The sequence below is a fragment of the Streptomyces sp. NBC_00704 genome (assembly GCF_036226605.1).
GTDB lineage: Bacteria > Actinomycetota > Actinomycetes > Streptomycetales > Streptomycetaceae > Streptomyces.
Map to the genome: position 1 here is coordinate 6,786,833 of NZ_CP109000.1, position 15,681 is coordinate 6,802,513.

The 15,681-nt window shown below is 72.7% G+C and carries 13 protein-coding genes; 8 read left to right on the top strand and 5 right to left on the bottom strand.

What is annotated here, in order from left to right; all coding sequences use genetic code 11:
* Window positions 1-3 precede the first annotated feature (3 nt).
* Window positions 4-2,079, bottom strand: coding sequence for a transketolase (gene tkt / locus OG802_RS29450; RefSeq protein ID WP_329415308.1), 2,076 nt, complete (start codon window positions 2,077-2,079; stop codon window positions 4-6).
* Window positions 2,080-2,247: 168 nt separating this feature from the next.
* On the opposite strand from tkt, the gene OG802_RS29455 reads away from it, so the two are divergent.
* Entirely contained in the window at window positions 2,248-3,138 is an 891-nt protein-coding gene (locus tag OG802_RS29455; RefSeq protein ID WP_329415311.1) for a helix-turn-helix domain-containing protein, read from the top strand.
* A 112-nt stretch (window positions 3,139-3,250) separates the two neighbouring features.
* Here OG802_RS29455 and OG802_RS29460 read toward each other — a convergent pair whose 3' ends face one another.
* The 4 genes from OG802_RS29460 to OG802_RS29475 form a co-directional block, all read right to left on the bottom strand.
* Window positions 3,251-4,651 carry a glycoside hydrolase family 16 protein gene (locus tag OG802_RS29460; RefSeq protein WP_329417506.1) on the bottom strand — a complete coding sequence of 467 codons (1,401 nt, stop codon included), beginning with the start codon at window positions 4,649-4,651 and terminating at the stop codon, window positions 3,251-3,253.
* A gap of 199 nt (window positions 4,652-4,850) precedes the next feature.
* Window positions 4,851-5,387, bottom strand: a complete 537-nt coding sequence (locus tag OG802_RS29465; protein WP_329415314.1) for a GNAT family N-acetyltransferase — start codon at window positions 5,385-5,387, stop codon at window positions 4,851-4,853.
* Between the two features lie 50 nt (window positions 5,388-5,437).
* Window positions 5,438-6,217 carry an IclR family transcriptional regulator gene (locus OG802_RS29470; RefSeq protein WP_329415317.1) on the bottom strand — a complete coding sequence of 260 codons (780 nt, stop codon included), beginning with the start codon at window positions 6,215-6,217 and terminating at the stop codon, window positions 5,438-5,440.
* 35 nt (window positions 6,218-6,252) lie between these two features.
* Complete coding sequence (locus OG802_RS29475) at window positions 6,253-6,678, bottom strand: MarR family winged helix-turn-helix transcriptional regulator (protein ID WP_329417508.1); 426 nt, start codon at window positions 6,676-6,678, stop codon at window positions 6,253-6,255.
* 231 nt (window positions 6,679-6,909) lie between these two features.
* Between OG802_RS29475 and OG802_RS29480 the strand changes: the two genes are divergently transcribed.
* The 7 genes from OG802_RS29480 to OG802_RS29510 all read left to right on the top strand — a co-directional run bounded on the left by OG802_RS29480 (window position 6,910) and on the right by OG802_RS29510 (window position 15,632).
* Complete coding sequence (locus OG802_RS29480) at window positions 6,910-7,827, top strand: SDR family NAD(P)-dependent oxidoreductase (RefSeq protein WP_329415319.1); 918 nt, start codon at window positions 6,910-6,912, stop codon at window positions 7,825-7,827.
* Window positions 7,828-7,886: 59 nt separating this feature from the next.
* Complete coding sequence (locus tag OG802_RS29485) at window positions 7,887-8,762, top strand: amidohydrolase family protein (protein ID WP_329417510.1); 876 nt, start codon at window positions 7,887-7,889, stop codon at window positions 8,760-8,762.
* Window positions 8,763-8,774: 12 nt separating this feature from the next.
* On the top strand, window positions 8,775-10,280 hold the full coding sequence (locus OG802_RS29490) for an acyl-CoA synthetase (protein WP_329415321.1): 1,506 nt from the start codon (window positions 8,775-8,777) through the stop codon (window positions 10,278-10,280).
* A gap of 32 nt (window positions 10,281-10,312) precedes the next feature.
* Window positions 10,313-10,768 carry a MaoC family dehydratase gene (locus OG802_RS29495; RefSeq protein WP_329415324.1) on the top strand — a complete coding sequence of 152 codons (456 nt, stop codon included), beginning with the start codon at window positions 10,313-10,315 and terminating at the stop codon, window positions 10,766-10,768.
* A 66-nt stretch (window positions 10,769-10,834) separates the two neighbouring features.
* Complete coding sequence (locus tag OG802_RS29500) at window positions 10,835-11,104, top strand: hypothetical protein (protein WP_329415326.1); 270 nt, start codon at window positions 10,835-10,837, stop codon at window positions 11,102-11,104.
* On the top strand, window positions 11,101-12,438 hold the full coding sequence (locus OG802_RS29505; protein WP_329415327.1) for a 6-phospho-beta-glucosidase: 1,338 nt from the start codon (window positions 11,101-11,103) through the stop codon (window positions 12,436-12,438). Before OG802_RS29500 ends, OG802_RS29505 begins: the two co-directional genes overlap by 4 nt.
* 113 nt (window positions 12,439-12,551) lie before the next feature.
* Complete coding sequence (locus tag OG802_RS29510) at window positions 12,552-15,632, top strand: alpha-mannosidase (RefSeq protein WP_329415329.1); 3,081 nt, start codon at window positions 12,552-12,554, stop codon at window positions 15,630-15,632.
* Window positions 15,633-15,681: the final 49 nt, after the last annotated feature.

Here is a 15,681-nt window from a genome sequence, read left to right on the forward strand (position 1 = left end):
GGATCAACCGCGCGCGGCGGCCAGCGATTCCCTGGCCGCGGCGGCGACGTGCTCGGCGGTGAAGCCGTAGGCGGCGAACAGGGTCCCGGCGTCGGCGGAGGCCCCGAAGTGCTCCAGGGAGACGATGCGGCCCGCGTCGCCCACGAAGCGGTGCCAGGTCAGGCCGATGCCCGCCTCGACCGCCACCCGGGCCTTCACCGAGGGGGGCAGCACGCGCTCGCGGTACTCGAGCGGCTGCTCCTCGAACCACTCCACGGACGGCATCGACACCACCCGCGTGCCGATCCCCTCGGCCTCCAGCGCCTCCCGCGCCGCCACCGCGAGCTGCACCTCGGAACCGGTGGCGACGATCACGACGTCGGGCGTCCCGGAGGAGGCGTCCCGCAGGACGTAACCGCCCTTGGCCGCATCGGGGTTGGGCGCGTACGTCGGCACTCCCTGCCGGGTGAGGGCCAGTCCGTGCGGGGCCGGCCGGGTCGCGTGCCGCTCGAGGATCTCGCGCCAGGCGATGGCGGTCTCGTTGGCGTCGGCCGGGCGCACGACGTTCAGGCCGGGGATGGCGCGCAGCGAGGCGAGGTGCTCGACGGGCTGGTGGGTGGGGCCGTCCTCGCCGAGGCCGATGGAGTCGTGCGTCCACACGTACGTCACCGGCAGCTGCATCAGCGCCGACATGCGCACCGCGTTGCGCATGTAGTCGGAGAACACCAGGAACGTGCCGCCGTAGACACGGGTGTTGCCGTGCAGGGCGATGCCGTTCATCTCCGCGGCCATCGAGAACTCGCGGATCCCGAAGTGCACGGTGCGGCCGTACGGGCTCGCCTCGGGCAGCGGGTTGCCCTCGGGCAGGAACGACGACGTCTTGTCGATCGTCGTGTTGTTGGAGCCGGCGAGGTCGGCGGAGCCGCCCCACAGCTCGGGCAGGACGCCGCCGAGGGCCTGGAGCACCTTGCCGGACGCGGCGCGGGTGGCGACGCCCTTGCCGGGCTCGAACACCGGGAGCTGCTCGTGCCAGCCCTCGGGCAGCTGGCCGGCCACCACCCGGTCGAACAGCTCGGCGCGCTCGGGGTCCGTGCCGCGCCACGCGTCGAGCTGCTTGTCCCAGGCGGCGTGCGCCTCGGCGCCCCGGTCGAGGGCCGCACGGGTGTGGGCCAGGACGTCGTCGGACACCTCGAAGGCGCGCTCAGGGTCGAAGCCGAGGACGCGCTTGGTGGCGGCGACCTCGTCCGCGCCGAGGGCGGCGCCGTGCGCGGCGCCGGTGCCCTGCGCGGTGGGTGCGGGCCAGGCGATGACCGTGCGCAGCGAGATGATCGACGGCCGCCCGGTCTCGGCCCGGGCCGCCGTCAGGGCCGCGTACAGGGCCGGGACGTCGACGTCGCCGTTTGCGGCGGGCTCGACGCGCTGGGTGTGCCAGCCGTAGGCGGCGTACCGCCCCAGCACGTCCTCGGAGAACGCGGTCGCGGTGTCGCCCTCGATGGAGATGTGGTTGTCGTCGTAGACGAGGACCAGGTTGCCGAGCTTCTGATGGCCCGCCAGCGAGGAGGCCTCGGCCGAGACGCCCTCCTGGAGATCGCCGTCCGAGACGATCCCCCAGACGGTGTGGTCGAACGGCGACTCGCCCGCCGGGGTTCCGGGGTCGAACAGGCCGCGCTCGAACCGGGCCGCCATCGCCATGCCCACGGCGTTGGCGACGCCCTGGCCGAGCGGGCCGGTGGTCGTCTCCACGCCCGCGGTGTGCCCGTACTCGGGATGGCCGGGCGTCTTCGAGCCGTGGGTGCGGAAGCGCTTGAGGTCGTCCAGCTCCAGCTCGTAGCCGGACAGGTACAGCTGCGTGTAGAGCGTCAGCGAGGTGTGGCCGGGGGACAGGACGAAGCGGTCACGCCCGGTCCACTCCGGGTCCGCGGGGTCGTGCCGCATCACCTTCTGAAAGATCGTGTAGGCGACCGGGGCCAGGCTCATCGCGGTCCCGGGGTGACCGTTGCCCACCTGCTGCACGGCGTCCGCAGCCAGGAGACGCGCCGTGTCGACGGCACGCCGGTCGATGTCGGTCCACTCGAAGCTGTTCGGGGTCTGCGTGCTCATCTTCAAGAAATCCTCGATCGGAGCGGGTCAGCTGGTCTGGCGTGTTCAAACTTAAAAGTCTGACTTTTACGGTGGTAGGTCTTCCTGTGTCAGCCTGTGGTGAATGTGGGACACCGGCGCGCACCATGTGAGCGGTGCCGGTCGGCAGGTGGGCGACACGAGACGGACATGGTGGACACACGTACCCAAGACGGCGCCGGTGAGGCCATCAGGACCTTTCCTTTCCCCGTCGAGCACAGCGTCGGCGGCGTCGGCATGCGGATCGGGCCGCTGGACGCCGGACGCACCTGGCACACGGATGCCCCGCTGGACCGGGTCCACCGCATCGACTTCCACATCGTGATGCTCTTCGACGACGGTCCGGTCCGCCACATGATCGATTTCGCCGAGCACGAGGCGGCGGCCGGGGACCTGCTGTGGATCCGCCCGGGCCAGGTCCACCGCTTCTCCCCGTCGAGCGAGTACCGCGGAACCGTCCTGACCATGCAGCCCGGCTTCCTGCCCCGCGCCACCGTCGAGGCCGCCGCCCTGTACCGCTACGACCTGCCGCCGCGCCTGCGCCCCGACGCGGCGCAGCTGGGGGGCCTGCGCGCGGCCCTGGCGTACCTGCGCGGGGAGTACGACGACCGGTCCCTGCCCCCGGCACAGCACACGGCGGTGCTGCGGCACGCGTTGAGCGCCTTCCTGCTGCGGCTGGCGCACCTCGCGGCCAGCGGCGAGGAGGCGGCGCGCCGGCAGGCCGACACCACCTTCACGCTCTTCCGGGACGCCGTGGAGCGGGACTTCGCGGACAACCACAGCGTCAGCGCCTACGCCGACGCGCTCGGCTACTCCCGCCGCACCCTCGTGCGCGCGGTCCGTGCGGCCACCGGCGAGACGCCGAAGGGGTTCATCGACAAGCGGGTCGTCCTGGAGGCGAAGCGGCTGCTGGCCCACACGGACCTGCCGATCGGCCGGGTGGGCGCGGCGGTGGGCTTCCCCGACGCGGCGAACTTCTCCAAGTTCTTCCAACTGCACACGGGACACACCCCGGTGGCCTTCCGCGCGGAACTGCGCTGAGACCGGCCGGGGTGCGTCCCGTGTGCGCGGCGCCCTTCGCCGGGGGACCGGGGGAGGGGGAACGGACGCCGAGGGTGGCGGAGAGGGAGGGGACAGGGAGGGGAGCGGTCCGTCAGTGGCCGAAGGAGAACCAGTTGACGTTGACGAAGTCCGCCGGCTGACCGCTGGTGAACGTCAGATACACGTCGTGGGTGCCGGTGACCGCGCCGATGTTCGCGGGAATCGTCCGCCATGACTGCCAGCCGCCCGTGTTGCCGACGGCGAAGCTGCCGATCGGCGCGGCGCCGCGGCTGTCGAGGCGCACCTCGACCAGTCCGCTGACCCCGCCGGCCGCCCCGCCGGCGACCCGTGCGCGGAACTGGGTGGCCGCCGAGGAACCGAAGTTCACGCCCTTGTAGAGCGCCCAGTCGCCGTTGGTCAGGGCGCCGATGTTCTGGCCGCCGCCGGTGTCGGTCGTCGTCTCGGTGATCGTCCCCGACTGGCTGTCGTAGGACTCCGCCTGGATCGTGCCGTAGGCGTCGCGGTTGCCGGACGGCGGAGGCGTCGGTGTCGTGGTACCGCTCCCACCGCCCGCGGCCTGAAGGACCTGCACGTAGTCGACCACCATGGGGTGGCCGGGCTGGGTGTCGCCGTCCAGGCCGCCGCCGAAGGCGTCCGGGAAGCCGCCGCCCATCGCGACGTTCAGGATGACGAAGTAGCCGTGGTTCGTCGCGTTGTTCCACGTCGTCGCGTCGACCTGGTTCGCGGTGACGGTGTGGTAGTTGACGCCGTCGACGTAGAAGCGGATCGCCTCGGGGGACACCGAGCGGTCCCACTCCGTCGCGTAGGTGTGGAAGCCGGACTGACAGGTGGAGTTCGGGCACGCGACGTTGTTGCCGATGCCGCTGGTCTCGTTGCACGGGCCGCCCGGGCTGGTACCGCAGTGCATCGTGGCCCACACCTTGTTCAGGCCCTGGACGTTCTCCATGATGTCCAGCTCGCCCACGCCCGGCCAGTTCTGGTAGTTGCCCCGGTAGGGCGCGCCGAGCGCCCAGAACGCGGGCCAGTAGCCCTCGGCGGGGGTGCCGGTCACGTTCGGCATCTGGATCCGCGCCTCGATGCGCAGCTTGCCGCCGGACGGGGGCTGGAAGTCGGTGCGCCTGGTCTCGATGCGGCCCGAGGTCCAGCGTCCGGCCGAGTCGCGCAGCGGGGTGATGCGCAGGTTGCCGTTGCCGTCGAGCGAGACGTTGGCGGTGCTGTCCGTCATCGTCTCGACCTCGCCGGTGCCCCAGTTGGCCGGCCCGCCGGGATACGAGGTCCCGGTGCTGTACTGCCAGTTCGAGGCGTTGACGCCGGTGCCGGCCGAGCCGGTGAAGTCGTCGAGGAAGACCTGCGACCACCCGGTCGGCGGGGTGGGCGCGGAGGCGTTGGCGGGCAGCGTGACGGCCGCCGCCGCGGCGGCCGCCAAGCCGAGCGTGCTGAGGACGGCGATCAGTGCGCGTCGCCTTCTGGGGATGCCGGAGGTTGCACTCACACTCATGGGGGCCTCTCGGGTACGGGGTGGGGTGCGCGGGTGCGTTCGAGGGCGCTCCACGACAGCCTGAGAGCGCTCTCAAAGTGGGCCCAATGTGCTCCCCGTCACGGAGGCCGTCAAGACTTAAAGCAAGGAAAGTGCTTCCGGGGCACGGAAGTTCATGGCTTGAACCACCCAAACGTGCGAAAGTGCGCCGTCCTCACCCGAGTCGGCCAGGGGAGCCCTCCTCCAGGCATGCGTCGGGCGGGGCGACGCGATGGCGGGCGCGGGCCGCCGGGCCGCGGGCCGCCGGGCCGCGCTGGGCGAGCGGGTGGTCGTAGCGGACGAACCCGTTGCAGGCCGCCACCTTGTCGTACAGGGCGCGGGCGGTCACGTTGTCCTCCCGGGTGGTCCAGTACAGGCGGGCGGCCCCCCGCTCGCGCGCCGCCTCGGCGACCCGTTCGATCAGCGCCCGGGCCGCGCCCCGGCCGCGCGCCGCCTCGGCGACGTAGAGGTCCTGGAGGTAACAGCTCTCGGCCGCCCAGCAGGTGGCGTGGAAGAGGTAGTGCGCGATGCCCGCCAACTCCCCGTCCACGCGCGCGCCGACGGCGTGCACCTCGTCGCCCCGGCGCAGGCGGCGCCACATCTCCTCGTACCCCTCGTCGGGCACCTCCGTGCGGTAGAACCTCTTGTAGCCGCGGGCCAGGGCTTCCCAGGCGGCGCGGTCGTCCGGGCGCAGCGAACCGATCTCGATCATGGCCCGCATTCTCCCCGTGGACACCCCGGTCCGCCCGTCCCGCGGACGAGTCAGTCCTCCCGGCTCCGCGGCCGCCAGCCCAGGGCGCGGGAGATGCCGCGGGCGGCGAGGCGCACGGCCGGCGCCAGCACCGGCACCCGGGCGTCGGCGTACGGTACGACGACCGAGACGGCGGCGGTCACCGCGCCGTCCGGTCCGCGCACCGGGGCGGCCACCGACAGGGCGTCGTCCGTGACCTGACGGCTGCTCACCGCCACCCCGCCGCGCCGCACCTCGGCCAGCACCCGGCGCAGCCGTGCCGGGTCGGTGATGGTGTGGGAGGTGTACGCGGCCAACGGCCCTGCGCAGTAGGCCTCTTGCAGCGCGGAGTCGCAGTGCGCCAGCAGCGCCAGCCCCACACCGGTGACGTGCAGGGGCCAGCGGGCGCCCACCCGGATGTGCACGCCGACGGCCGAACGCCCCGACAGCCACTCGGTGTAGACGACCTCGGACCCGTCCCGAACCGCCAACTGGACGTTCTCGTGCGTGGCTTCGTACAGGTCCTCCAGGAAGGGCAGCGCCACCTGGCGCAGCGCCAGGCCGCGCGGCGCGAGCGCCGCGACCTCCCACAGCCGCAGCCCCACGTGGTAGACGCCGGCCGGGTCCCGCTCCAGGGCGCCCCACTCGGTCAGCGCGCCCACCAGCCGGTGCGCGGTGGTGAGGGTGAGCCCGGCGCGACGGCTGATGTCGCTCAGGGAGAGCGCGGCATGCGTGTGGTCGAACGCGGCCAGCACCGACAGCAGCCGCTCGGACGCGGAACGGGAGTGTGCGGCGAGGACGCCCCGGTCCATCACGTTCTCCTCACGGCCACGTCCTCCTGACGGCGTCAGGCCAGTCCGTCCCCGGCGATCCGCAGCAGCAGCGCGTGCAGCGTCTCGCGTCCGGCCGCGTCGAGGGGGTCGAGCAGCTCGTTCGTCACGCGTCGGCCCGCCTCGTCGGTGCCGCGCAGGAACGCGCGGCCCTGTTCGGTGAGGGCGACGATCCGGCTGCGCCGGTCGTCCGGGGCGGGCCGGCGTTCGGCGAAGCCCTGCCGTTCCAGGTCGTCCACCAGGCCGACGATCGCGCTGGGGTCGTACCCGAGCCGTGCGCTCAGCTCGCGCTGGAGCGCGCCCTCGGACGTGGCCAGGAACCGCAGCACCGCGTAGTGGCGCAGCCGCAGCCCCGACTCCTGGAGGAACGTGTTGAACAACTGACCCGAGCGCAGCCCCAGGCGGTAGAGCAGATAGCCGGTGTCCGCGTGCAGTTCGCGCATCCACGGCTCGTCCACGTCGATGGGCGCGGCGTTCACGGCGTTGTCCTGGCGGGCGATGGCGGGCTCCCTGGGCTCGGTCCCCCGGCGGGGGTGGTTTCTCCCTACAGATTGCAGCATGGCGCACCCCGAGGTCGACCACAACTATTGACGACGACAATTATTGCTCTTAGCTTCGATCTCGGCGCCGCGCTCCGACCGGCAGCCGTGACCCCCATGTGAAGGGACACCGTCGTGCCCAGCATCGATCTCACCGGCAAGGTCGCCGTCGTCACCGGCGGCGGCCGGGGCCTCGGCCTCGCCTACGCCCACGCCCTGGCCGCCCGCGGCGCCGCCGTGGTCCTCAACGACGTCGACGAGGCGGTCGCCGAACAGGCCGTGAAGTCCCTCGTAGAGGCCGGCGGCAGGGCCGTCGCCGAGGTGGTGCCGGTCGGGACGGCCGAGGCCGCCGAGCGGTTGGTGAACCGGGCCGTGGCGGAGTTCGGCCGGCTCGACGTCCTGGTCGCCAACGCGGGCATCCTGCGCGACAGGGTGCTGTGGAAGATGACCGACGACGACTTCGACGCCGTGCTCACCACCCACCTCAGGGGCACCTTCACCTGCGCCCGCGCCGCCGCCGTGCGGATGCGGGAGCAGGGCGAGGGCGGCACGCTGATCCTCGTCGGCTCGCCCGCCGGCCAGCGCGGCAACTTCGGCCAGACGAACTACGCGGCCGCCAAGGCGGGCATCGCCGCCTTCGCCCGCACCTGGTCGATGGAGCTGGGCCGCGCCGGCATCACCGTCAACGCGATCGTCCCGGTGGCCGCCACCGCCATGACCGAGACGATCCCCGCCTTCGCCCCGTACGTCGAGGCCCTGAAGAACGGCGAGCCGTTCCCGGACTTCCTGCGCAAGGGCGAGGGGTTCGGCACCCCCGAGGACTGCGCGGCCCTCGTGCCGTTCCTGGCCTCCGACGCCGCCCGCGGCATCACCGGCCAGGCCATCGGCATCGGCGGCGACAAGGTGGCACTCTGGTCGCATCCGCAGGAGATCCGGGCCGCCTACGCCGACGGCGGCTGGACGCCGGAGAGCCTGGCCGACGTCTTCCCCGCCTCGGTCGGCGCCGAGCTCCAGACGGTCGGCATCCCGGCCCCCACGTTCCCGGAGGCGTGATGAACCCCGGCACGACCCCCGGCACGACCCCCGCCGCGGCGCCCTCCGGGGGCGCCCCGATGAACGTCGCCGACCTCGTCGCGATCGACGTCCACACCCACGCGGAGGTGTCCTCCAAGGGTCACTCCTCGCTGGACGACGACCTGCACGACGCCTCCTCCGCCTACTTCAAGGTCGAGGGGAAGCGGAAGCCCACTCTGGAGGAGACGGCCCGCTACTACCGGGAGCGCCGGATGGCGGCCGTGATCTTCACGGTGGACGCCGAGTCCGCGACCGGCACCGCACCGGTCCCCAACGAGGAGGTCGCCGAGGCGGCGGCCGCCAACGCCGACGTCCTCATCCCCTTCGCGTCCATCGACCCCTTCCGGGGCAAGGCGGGCGTCAGGCAGGCCCGCCGCCTGGTCGAGGAGTACGGGGTGAAGGGCTTCAAGTTCCACCCCAGCATCCAGGGTTTCTTCCCCGACGACCGCTCGGTCGCGTACGGCCTGTACGAGGTGATCGAGGAGACGGGGACCATCGCCCTGTTCCACACCGGTCAGACCGGCATCGGCGCGGGCGTCCCGGGCGGCGGCGGGATCCGGCTCAAGTACTCCAACCCGCTGCACGTGGACGACGTGGCGGCCGACTTCCCCCACCTCAAGATCATCCTGGCGCATCCGTCGTTCCCCTGGCAGGACGAGGCACTCGCCGTCGCCACGCACAAGCCCGGCGTGCACATCGACCTGTCCGGCTGGTCGCCGAAGTACTTCCCGCCGCAGCTCGTGCAGTATGCGAACACGCTCCTCAAGGACAAGGTGCTGTTCGGCTCCGACTTCCCCGTCCTCACCCCCGACCGCTGGCTCGCCGACTTCGACAAGCTGCCGATCAAGGACGAGGTGAGGCCGAGGATCCTCAAGGAGAACGCCGCCCGGCTGCTCGGGCTGACCACACCGTAAGGGGCGTGGACAATGCGCAACGAGGGACTGGGGTCCTGGCCCGCACGCCGGGCCCGCAAGACCCCGCACCGCACCGCCCTGGTCCACGCGGGGAGATCGACGGACTACCGCACGCTGCACGCCCGCACCACGCGCCTCGCGCACGTGCTGCGCGAACGGGGCGTACGGCGCGGCGACCGCATCGCCTACCTCGGCCCCAACCACCCCGCCTACCTGGAGACCCTGTTCGCCGCCGGCACGCTCGGCGCGGTGTTCGTCCCGCTCAACACCCGTCTCGCCGGACCCGAGATCGCCTACCAGCTGGCCGACTCCGGGGCCAAGGCGCTCGTCCACGCGCCCTCCCACTCGGGCCTGGTCGCCGGACTCCCCGGACACACCGACGTCCGCACGTACGTCGAGGTCGGCGCCGAGTACGAGGAGGCGCTCGGCGCGGCCTCCAGTGAGCCGATCGACACCCCGGTCGCCCCCGACGACACCTGCATCATCATGTACACCTCGGGCACGACCGGCCGCCCCAAGGGCGCCATGCTCACGCACGCCAACCTCACCTGGAACGCGGTCAACGTGCTCGTCGACACCGACCTGGTCGCCGACGAACGCGCCCTCGTCTCCGCCCCGCTGTTCCACACGGCCGGCCTCAACATGCTGACGCTGCCGGTGCTCCTCAAGGGCGGCTGCTGCTTCCTGGTCGAGGCCTTCGACCCGGCGGACACCCTCGACCTGATCGAACGGCACCGGATCACCTTCATGTTCGGGGTGCCGACGATGTTCGAGCAGGTGGCGCGGCACCCGCGCTGGCCCGGCGCCGACCTGTCCTCCCTGCGCATCCTGACCTGCGGCGGCTCCCCGGTGCCGACCCCGCTGATCGCCGCCTACCAGGCACGCGGGCTCACCTTCCTCCAGGGCTACGGCATGACCGAGGCGTCGCCCGGCACGCTGTTCCTGGACGCCGAGCACGCGGTCAGCAAGGCGGGCTCGGCCGGCGTCCCGCACTTCTTCAGCGACGTGCGCGTGCTGCGGCCCGATCTCACCCCGGCCGACGTGGACGAGACCGGCGAGGTCGTCGTCCGCGGACCGCACGTCATGCCCGGCTACTGGGGGCTGCCCGAGGAGACGGCCGCCTCGTTCGTCGACGGCTGGTTCCGCAGCGGCGACGCCGCCCGGGTCGACGAGGACGGATACGTGCACATCGTCGACCGCATCAAGGACATGATCATCTCCGGGGGCGAGAACATCTACCCCGCCGAGATCGAGGACCTCCTCCTCACCCACCCCGACATCGCCGAGTGCGCGGTCATCGGCGTGGCCGACGACCGGTGGGGCGAGGTGCCGCGCGCGGTGGTCGTGCCCCGCGAGGGCGCCTCGCTCGATCCGGACGCCGTCCTGGCCTCGCTGGCCGGACGCCTCGCCAAGTACAAGATCCCCAAGTCGGTGGTGGTGGCGGACGCCCTCCCGCGCACCGCCTCCGGAAAGCTGCTGAAGTCCCGGGTGCGCTCCCGGTACGGCGCGGACTCCTGAACCCTTCTCAACTCCCCTGTGAGGAACGGAATATGAGCATCACCGTCAACGGACTCGACGAGCTGAAGAAGCTGGCCGGCGGCGAGCTGGGCGCCAGTGAGTGGATCGAGGTCACCCAGGAACGCATCGACACCTTCGCCGACGCGACCGGCGACCACCAGTGGATCCACGTCGACCCGCGACGGGCCGCCAAGGGCCCCTTCGGCGCGCCGATCGCCCACGGCTACCTGACGCTGTCCCTGTTCATCCCGCTGTTCACCGAGCTGCTGGACGTCCAGGGCGTCACCACCAAGGTGAACTACGGCCTGAACAAGGTCCGTTTCCCCGCGCCGGTCAAGGTGGGCTCCCGCATCCGCCTGGTCGCCCGGCTGGCCGAGGTCGAGGACGTGCCGGGCGGGGTGCAGATCACCGTCGACGGGTCGGTCGAGATCGAGGGCGGAGCCAAGCCCGCGGCGGTTCTTCAGAGCCTGTCGCGCTTCTACGCCTGAGCCCCGGGCGCCAGTAGTGTTCACGGCGTGCCGGCAGAACGACGACGTCACCTCACCCTGCGGTCCTTGCGGTCCCTGCGGTCCCTGCGGCCGGGCGGCCGGGTGAGGGACACGACGGTCGTCGAGGCGTCGGTGGAACGGGCCGTGGTCGAGGACGGTGGCAGGGTGGTCCTGCCCCCCGGCCCGGCGAGGTTCCCGGGCGCCGGGACGGCGAAGGTCCGCGGTCCCGAGGGCCTGGACGTGGTGGTGACGGACACGCCCGGCGACCCGGCGACCCGCTCCTCCTTCCCGGAGGCGGACGTCGAGGCGGCCGTGGCAGGAAAGGTGCGGGCGTGAAACTGACGATCCTCGGCGGCGGCGGATTCCGGGTGCCGCTCGTGTACGGAGCGCTCCTGGCGGACCGCGGCGAGGGCCGGGTCACCCGCGTCGTCCTGCACGACCTGGACGACGGCCGGCTGAACGCCGTCGCCCGCGTGCTGGCCGAACAGGCGGCCGCCGTCCCCGACGCCCCCGCGGTCACGGCCACCACCGATCTCGACGAGGCCCTGCGCGGCGCCGACTTCGTGTTCTCCGCGATCCGTGTCGGCGGCCTCCGAGGCCGCGCGGACGACGAGCGGGTGGCCCTCGCCGAAGGCGTCCTCGGCCAGGAGACGGTCGGCGCGGGCGGCATCGCCTACGGCCTGCGGACCGTGCCCGTCGCCGTCGACATCGCCCGGCGGGTGGCCCGGCTGGCCCCCGACGCCTGGGTCATCAACTTCACCAACCCGGCCGGCCTCGTCACCGAGGCCATGTCCCGCCACCTGGGCGACCGGGTGATCGGCATCTGCGACTCCCCGGTCGGGCTCGGCCGGCGCATCGCCCGCGTGCTCGGCGCGGACCCGAAGGAGGCGTGGATCGACTACGTCGGCCTCAACCACCTCGGCTGGGTGCGCGGCCTGCGGGTCGCCGGCCGCGACGAGCTGCCGCGGCTGCTCGCCGACCCCGGCCTGCTCGGCTCCTTCGAGGAGGGCAAGCTGTTCGGCGCGGACTGGTTGCGGTCCCTCGGCGCCGTCCCCAACGAGTACCTGCACTACTACTACTTCAACCGCGAGACCGTACGCGCCTACCAGGAGGCCGAGAAGACCCGCGGCGCCTTCCTCGCCGAGCAGCAGGCCCGCTTCTACGAGGAGATGAAACGCCCCGGCGCGGCGGCCCTGACCGCCTGGGACCGCACCCGCGCCGAACGCGAGGCCACCTACATGGCCGAGAACCGCGAGAGCGCCGGCGCGGGCGAACGCGACGCCGACGACCTCTCCGGCGGCTACGAGAAGGTCGCCCTCGCCCTGATGCGGGCCATCGCCCGCGACGAGCGCACCACGCTGATCCTCAACGTGCGCAACCGGGGCACCCTCGCCGCGCTCGACGCCGACGCCGTCATCGAGGCGCCCTGCCTGGCCGACGCCAACGGCGCGCACCCGGTCTCCGTGGACCCGCTGCCCGGGCACGCCACCGGACTCGTCTGCACGGTCAAGGGCGTCGAGCGCGAGGTGCTCGCCGCCGCCGCGTCCGGCTCGCGCGCGACGGCCGTGAAGGCGTTCGCGCTGCACCCCCTGGTCGACTCGGTGAACGTGGCCCGCAGGCTGGTCGAGGGCTACACCGCCGTCCATCCGGGGCTGGCGTACCTTAGGTAGACACCGGGAGGGAAAGCGCTTTCCGCCCGGTTCGCCAGGCATGCCGGCCCCGGCCCGCCCGGCGCGGCTCCCGGGCCTTTTTGCCCCTCGTGGTCCCTCACTGGAGATTCCCCATGCATGACGAACGCCGCCGCATCGAGGAGCGCGTCGAGCGCGTCCACCACCAGCGCGTCAAGCCCGCGATCTACGCGGCCGCCGTCCCCTTCGAGGTGGAGGCCTGGCAGGCGCCGGGGGAGCCCGTGCCGTTCGCGGAGGCCGCGGCCGCCGCCTACACGCCCTTCGCGACGGACACCCCGTGGGGCCCGCCCTGGGGCACCACCTGGTTCCGGATGCGCGGACGGGTGCCCGCCGAGTGGGCCGGCCGGCGCGTCGAGGCCGTCATCGACCTCGGCTTCACCGCCGACTGGCCCGGCAACCAGGCCGAGGCCCTCGTCCACCGCACCGACGGGACACCGCTCAAGGCCGTCAACCCGCTCAACCAGTACGTGCCGATCGGCAACCCGGCGCAGGGCGGGGAGCGGATCGACTACCTCGTCGAGGCCGCCTCCAACCCCGACATCCTGGCGGGCGGCTTCGCGGCCCCGACCCCGCTGGGCGACGTGCTGACCGCGGGCGACCGCCCCCTCTACACGTTCCGCCGCGCCGACATCGCCGTCCTCGACGAGCAGGTCTGGCACCTCGACCTCGACCTCCAGGTGCTGCGCGAGCTGATGGTCCAGCTCGGCGAGCACGAGCCGCGCCGCCACGAGATCATGCACACCCTGGACCGGGCCATGGACGCCCTCGACCTGGACGACGTCTCCAGCAGCGCCGCCGCCGTGCGCGAGGTGCTCGCCCCCGCCCTGGCCCGCCCCGCGCACGCCAGCGCCCACACCGTCTCCGGCGTCGGCCACGCGCACATCGACTCCGCCTGGCTGTGGCCGATCCGTGAGACCAAGCGCAAGACCTCGCGCACCTTCTCCAACGTCACCGCGCTCGCCGACGAGTACGACGACTTCGTCTTCGCCTGCTCGCAGGCCCAGCAGTACGAGTGGGTACGCGACAACTACCCGCAGGTGTGGGCGCGGATCCAGGAGTCGGTGAAGAAGGGGCAGTGGGCGCCCGTCGGCGGCATGTGGGTCGAGTCCGACGGCAACCTGCCCGGCGGCGAGGCCATCGCCCGGCAACTCGTCCACGGCAAGCGGTTCTTCATCGAGCACTTCGGCATCGAGACCAAGGGCGTCTGGCTGCCCGACTCCTTCGGCTACAACGCGGCCTACCCGCAACTCGCCAAGCTCGCCGGCAACGAGTGGTTCCTCACCCAGAAGATCTCCTGGAACCAGACCAACACGTTCCCCCACCACACCTTCTGGTGGGAGGGCATCGACGGCACCCGCATCTTCACGCACTTCCCGCCCATCGACACCTACAACGCCCGCTTCAGCGGCGAGGAGATGGCCCGCGCGGTCCGCAACTACTCCGAGAAGGGCGGCGGCACCCGCTCGCTGGCCCCCTTCGGCTGGGGCGACGGCGGCGGCGGCCCCACCCGCGAGATCATGGAACGGGCGCGCCGGCTGGCCGACCTGGAGGGCTCGCCGAAGGTCGTCGTCGAGCACCCCGACGCGTTCTTCGCCAAGGCCCGCGCCGAGTACCCGGACGCACCCGTCTGGGTCGGCGAGCTGTACCTGGAGCTGCACCGCGCCACCTACACCAGCCAGGCCCGCACCAAGCAGGGCAACCGGCGCAGCGAACACAAGCTGCGCGAGGCCGAGTTGTGGGCGACGACGGCCGCACTGCACGCACCGGGCTACGCCTACCCGTACGAGAGGCTGGACCGGCTGTGGAAGACGGTGCTGCTGCACCAGTTCCACGACATCCTGCCCGGCTCCTCCATCGCCTGGGTGCACCGGGAGGCCGAGGCCGAGTACGCCCGCGTCGCCGAGGAACTGGAGACGCTGACCGCCGAGGCGGTCGCCGCGCTGGGCCCCGGCCGGCCGGGCGAGCCGCAGCCGGACGCGTCGCCGCGGGTGTTCAACACCAGCCCGTACGCCCGCGCCGAGGTGATGCGGACGCCGCAGGGCCGGCCCGTGTTCGTCCAGGCGCCCGCGAACGGCAGCGCGCCCCTCCACGGGGCGCGGCCGCCGCACCCGGTGACGGTCTCCGGCCGGGTGCTCGACAACGGCCTGGTCCGGGTGGAGGTCGCCGAGGACGGCACCCTGTCCTCCGTGTACGACCTGCGGGCCGGCCGCGAGGTCCTCGCCGACGCGGGCAACCTGCTGCGCCTGCACACCGACCTCCCCAACTGCTGGGACGCCTGGGACATCGACAAGCACTATCGGAACCGCTACACCGACCTGCTGGAGCCGGACGCGGTCACGGTCGTCGAGGACGATCCGCTGGCCGGGGCGATCCGGGTCAACCGCTCCTTCGGCACGGGCTCCACGCTCACCCAGACGATCACGCTGCGGGCCGGCAGCCCGCGCGTCGACTTCGAGACCGACGTCGACTGGCACGAGGCGGAGAAGATCCTCAAGGCGGCCTTCCCGGTGGACGTCCGCGCTCCGCACTCCTCCGCCGAGATCCAGTTCGGCCACATCCAGCGCCCCACCCACACCAACACCAGCTGGGAGGCGGCCCGGTTCGAGGTCTCCGGCCACCGCTGGGTGCACATCGGCGAGCCCGGCTACGGCGTCGCCGTCCTCAACGACTCCACCTACGGCCACGACGTCTCCCGCACCGTCCGCGAGGACGGCGGCACCACGACCACCGTCCGCCTCAGCCTGCTCCGCGCGCCGCGCATCCCGGACCCCGGGGCCGACCAGGGCCGGCACCGCTTCACCTACGCGCTGCTGCCCGGCGCGAGCATCGAGGACGCGGTCGCCGAGGGCTACGCCCTCAACCTCCCGCTGCGCGTGGCGGACGCGGCCGGCGCACCCGGGCCGGTCGTCTCCGTGGAGGGCGACGGCATCACCGTGGAGGCGGTCAAGCTCGCCGACGACACGTCAGGCGACGTCGTCGTGCGGCTCTACGAGTCGAGCGGCGGCCGGGCGACGGGCGTCCTGCGCGCGGGCTTCCCGCTGGCCGGCGCCCGGATCACCGATCTGCTGGAGCGGCCGCTGGAGCCTGCCGCGCTCACCGAGGACGGCGCGGTCGCCGTCCGCCTGCGCCCCTTCCAGATCCTGACGCTGCGTCTGGAACGCGCCGCCGGCCACTGACCCGGCGTGTGGGCCGCGCAAGCGGCGCGCGCGGGGGCGGGCGGGACGT

Excerpts from the sequence above, each read along its gene's own strand:
- tkt (WP_329415308.1), bottom strand. The coding sequence starts at position 2,079 with ATGAGCACGCAGACCCCGAACAGCTTCGAGTGGACCGACATCGACCGG.
- OG802_RS29455 (WP_329415311.1), top strand. The coding sequence starts at position 2,248 with ATGGTGGACACACGTACCCAAGACGGCGCCGGTGAGGCCATCAGGACC.
- OG802_RS29465 (WP_329415314.1), bottom strand. The coding sequence starts at position 5,387 with ATGATCGAGATCGGTTCGCTGCGCCCGGACGACCGCGCCGCCTGGGAA.
- OG802_RS29470 (WP_329415317.1), bottom strand. The coding sequence starts at position 6,217 with ATGGACCGGGGCGTCCTCGCCGCACACTCCCGTTCCGCGTCCGAGCGG.
- OG802_RS29475 (WP_329417508.1), bottom strand. The coding sequence starts at position 6,678 with ATGCGCGAACTGCACGCGGACACCGGCTATCTGCTCTACCGCCTGGGG.
- OG802_RS29485 (WP_329417510.1), top strand. The coding sequence starts at position 7,887 with ATGAACGTCGCCGACCTCGTCGCGATCGACGTCCACACCCACGCGGAG.
- OG802_RS29490 (WP_329415321.1), top strand. The coding sequence starts at position 8,775 with ATGCGCAACGAGGGACTGGGGTCCTGGCCCGCACGCCGGGCCCGCAAG.
- OG802_RS29495 (WP_329415324.1), top strand. The coding sequence starts at position 10,313 with ATGAGCATCACCGTCAACGGACTCGACGAGCTGAAGAAGCTGGCCGGC.
- OG802_RS29510 (WP_329415329.1), top strand. The coding sequence starts at position 12,552 with ATGCATGACGAACGCCGCCGCATCGAGGAGCGCGTCGAGCGCGTCCAC.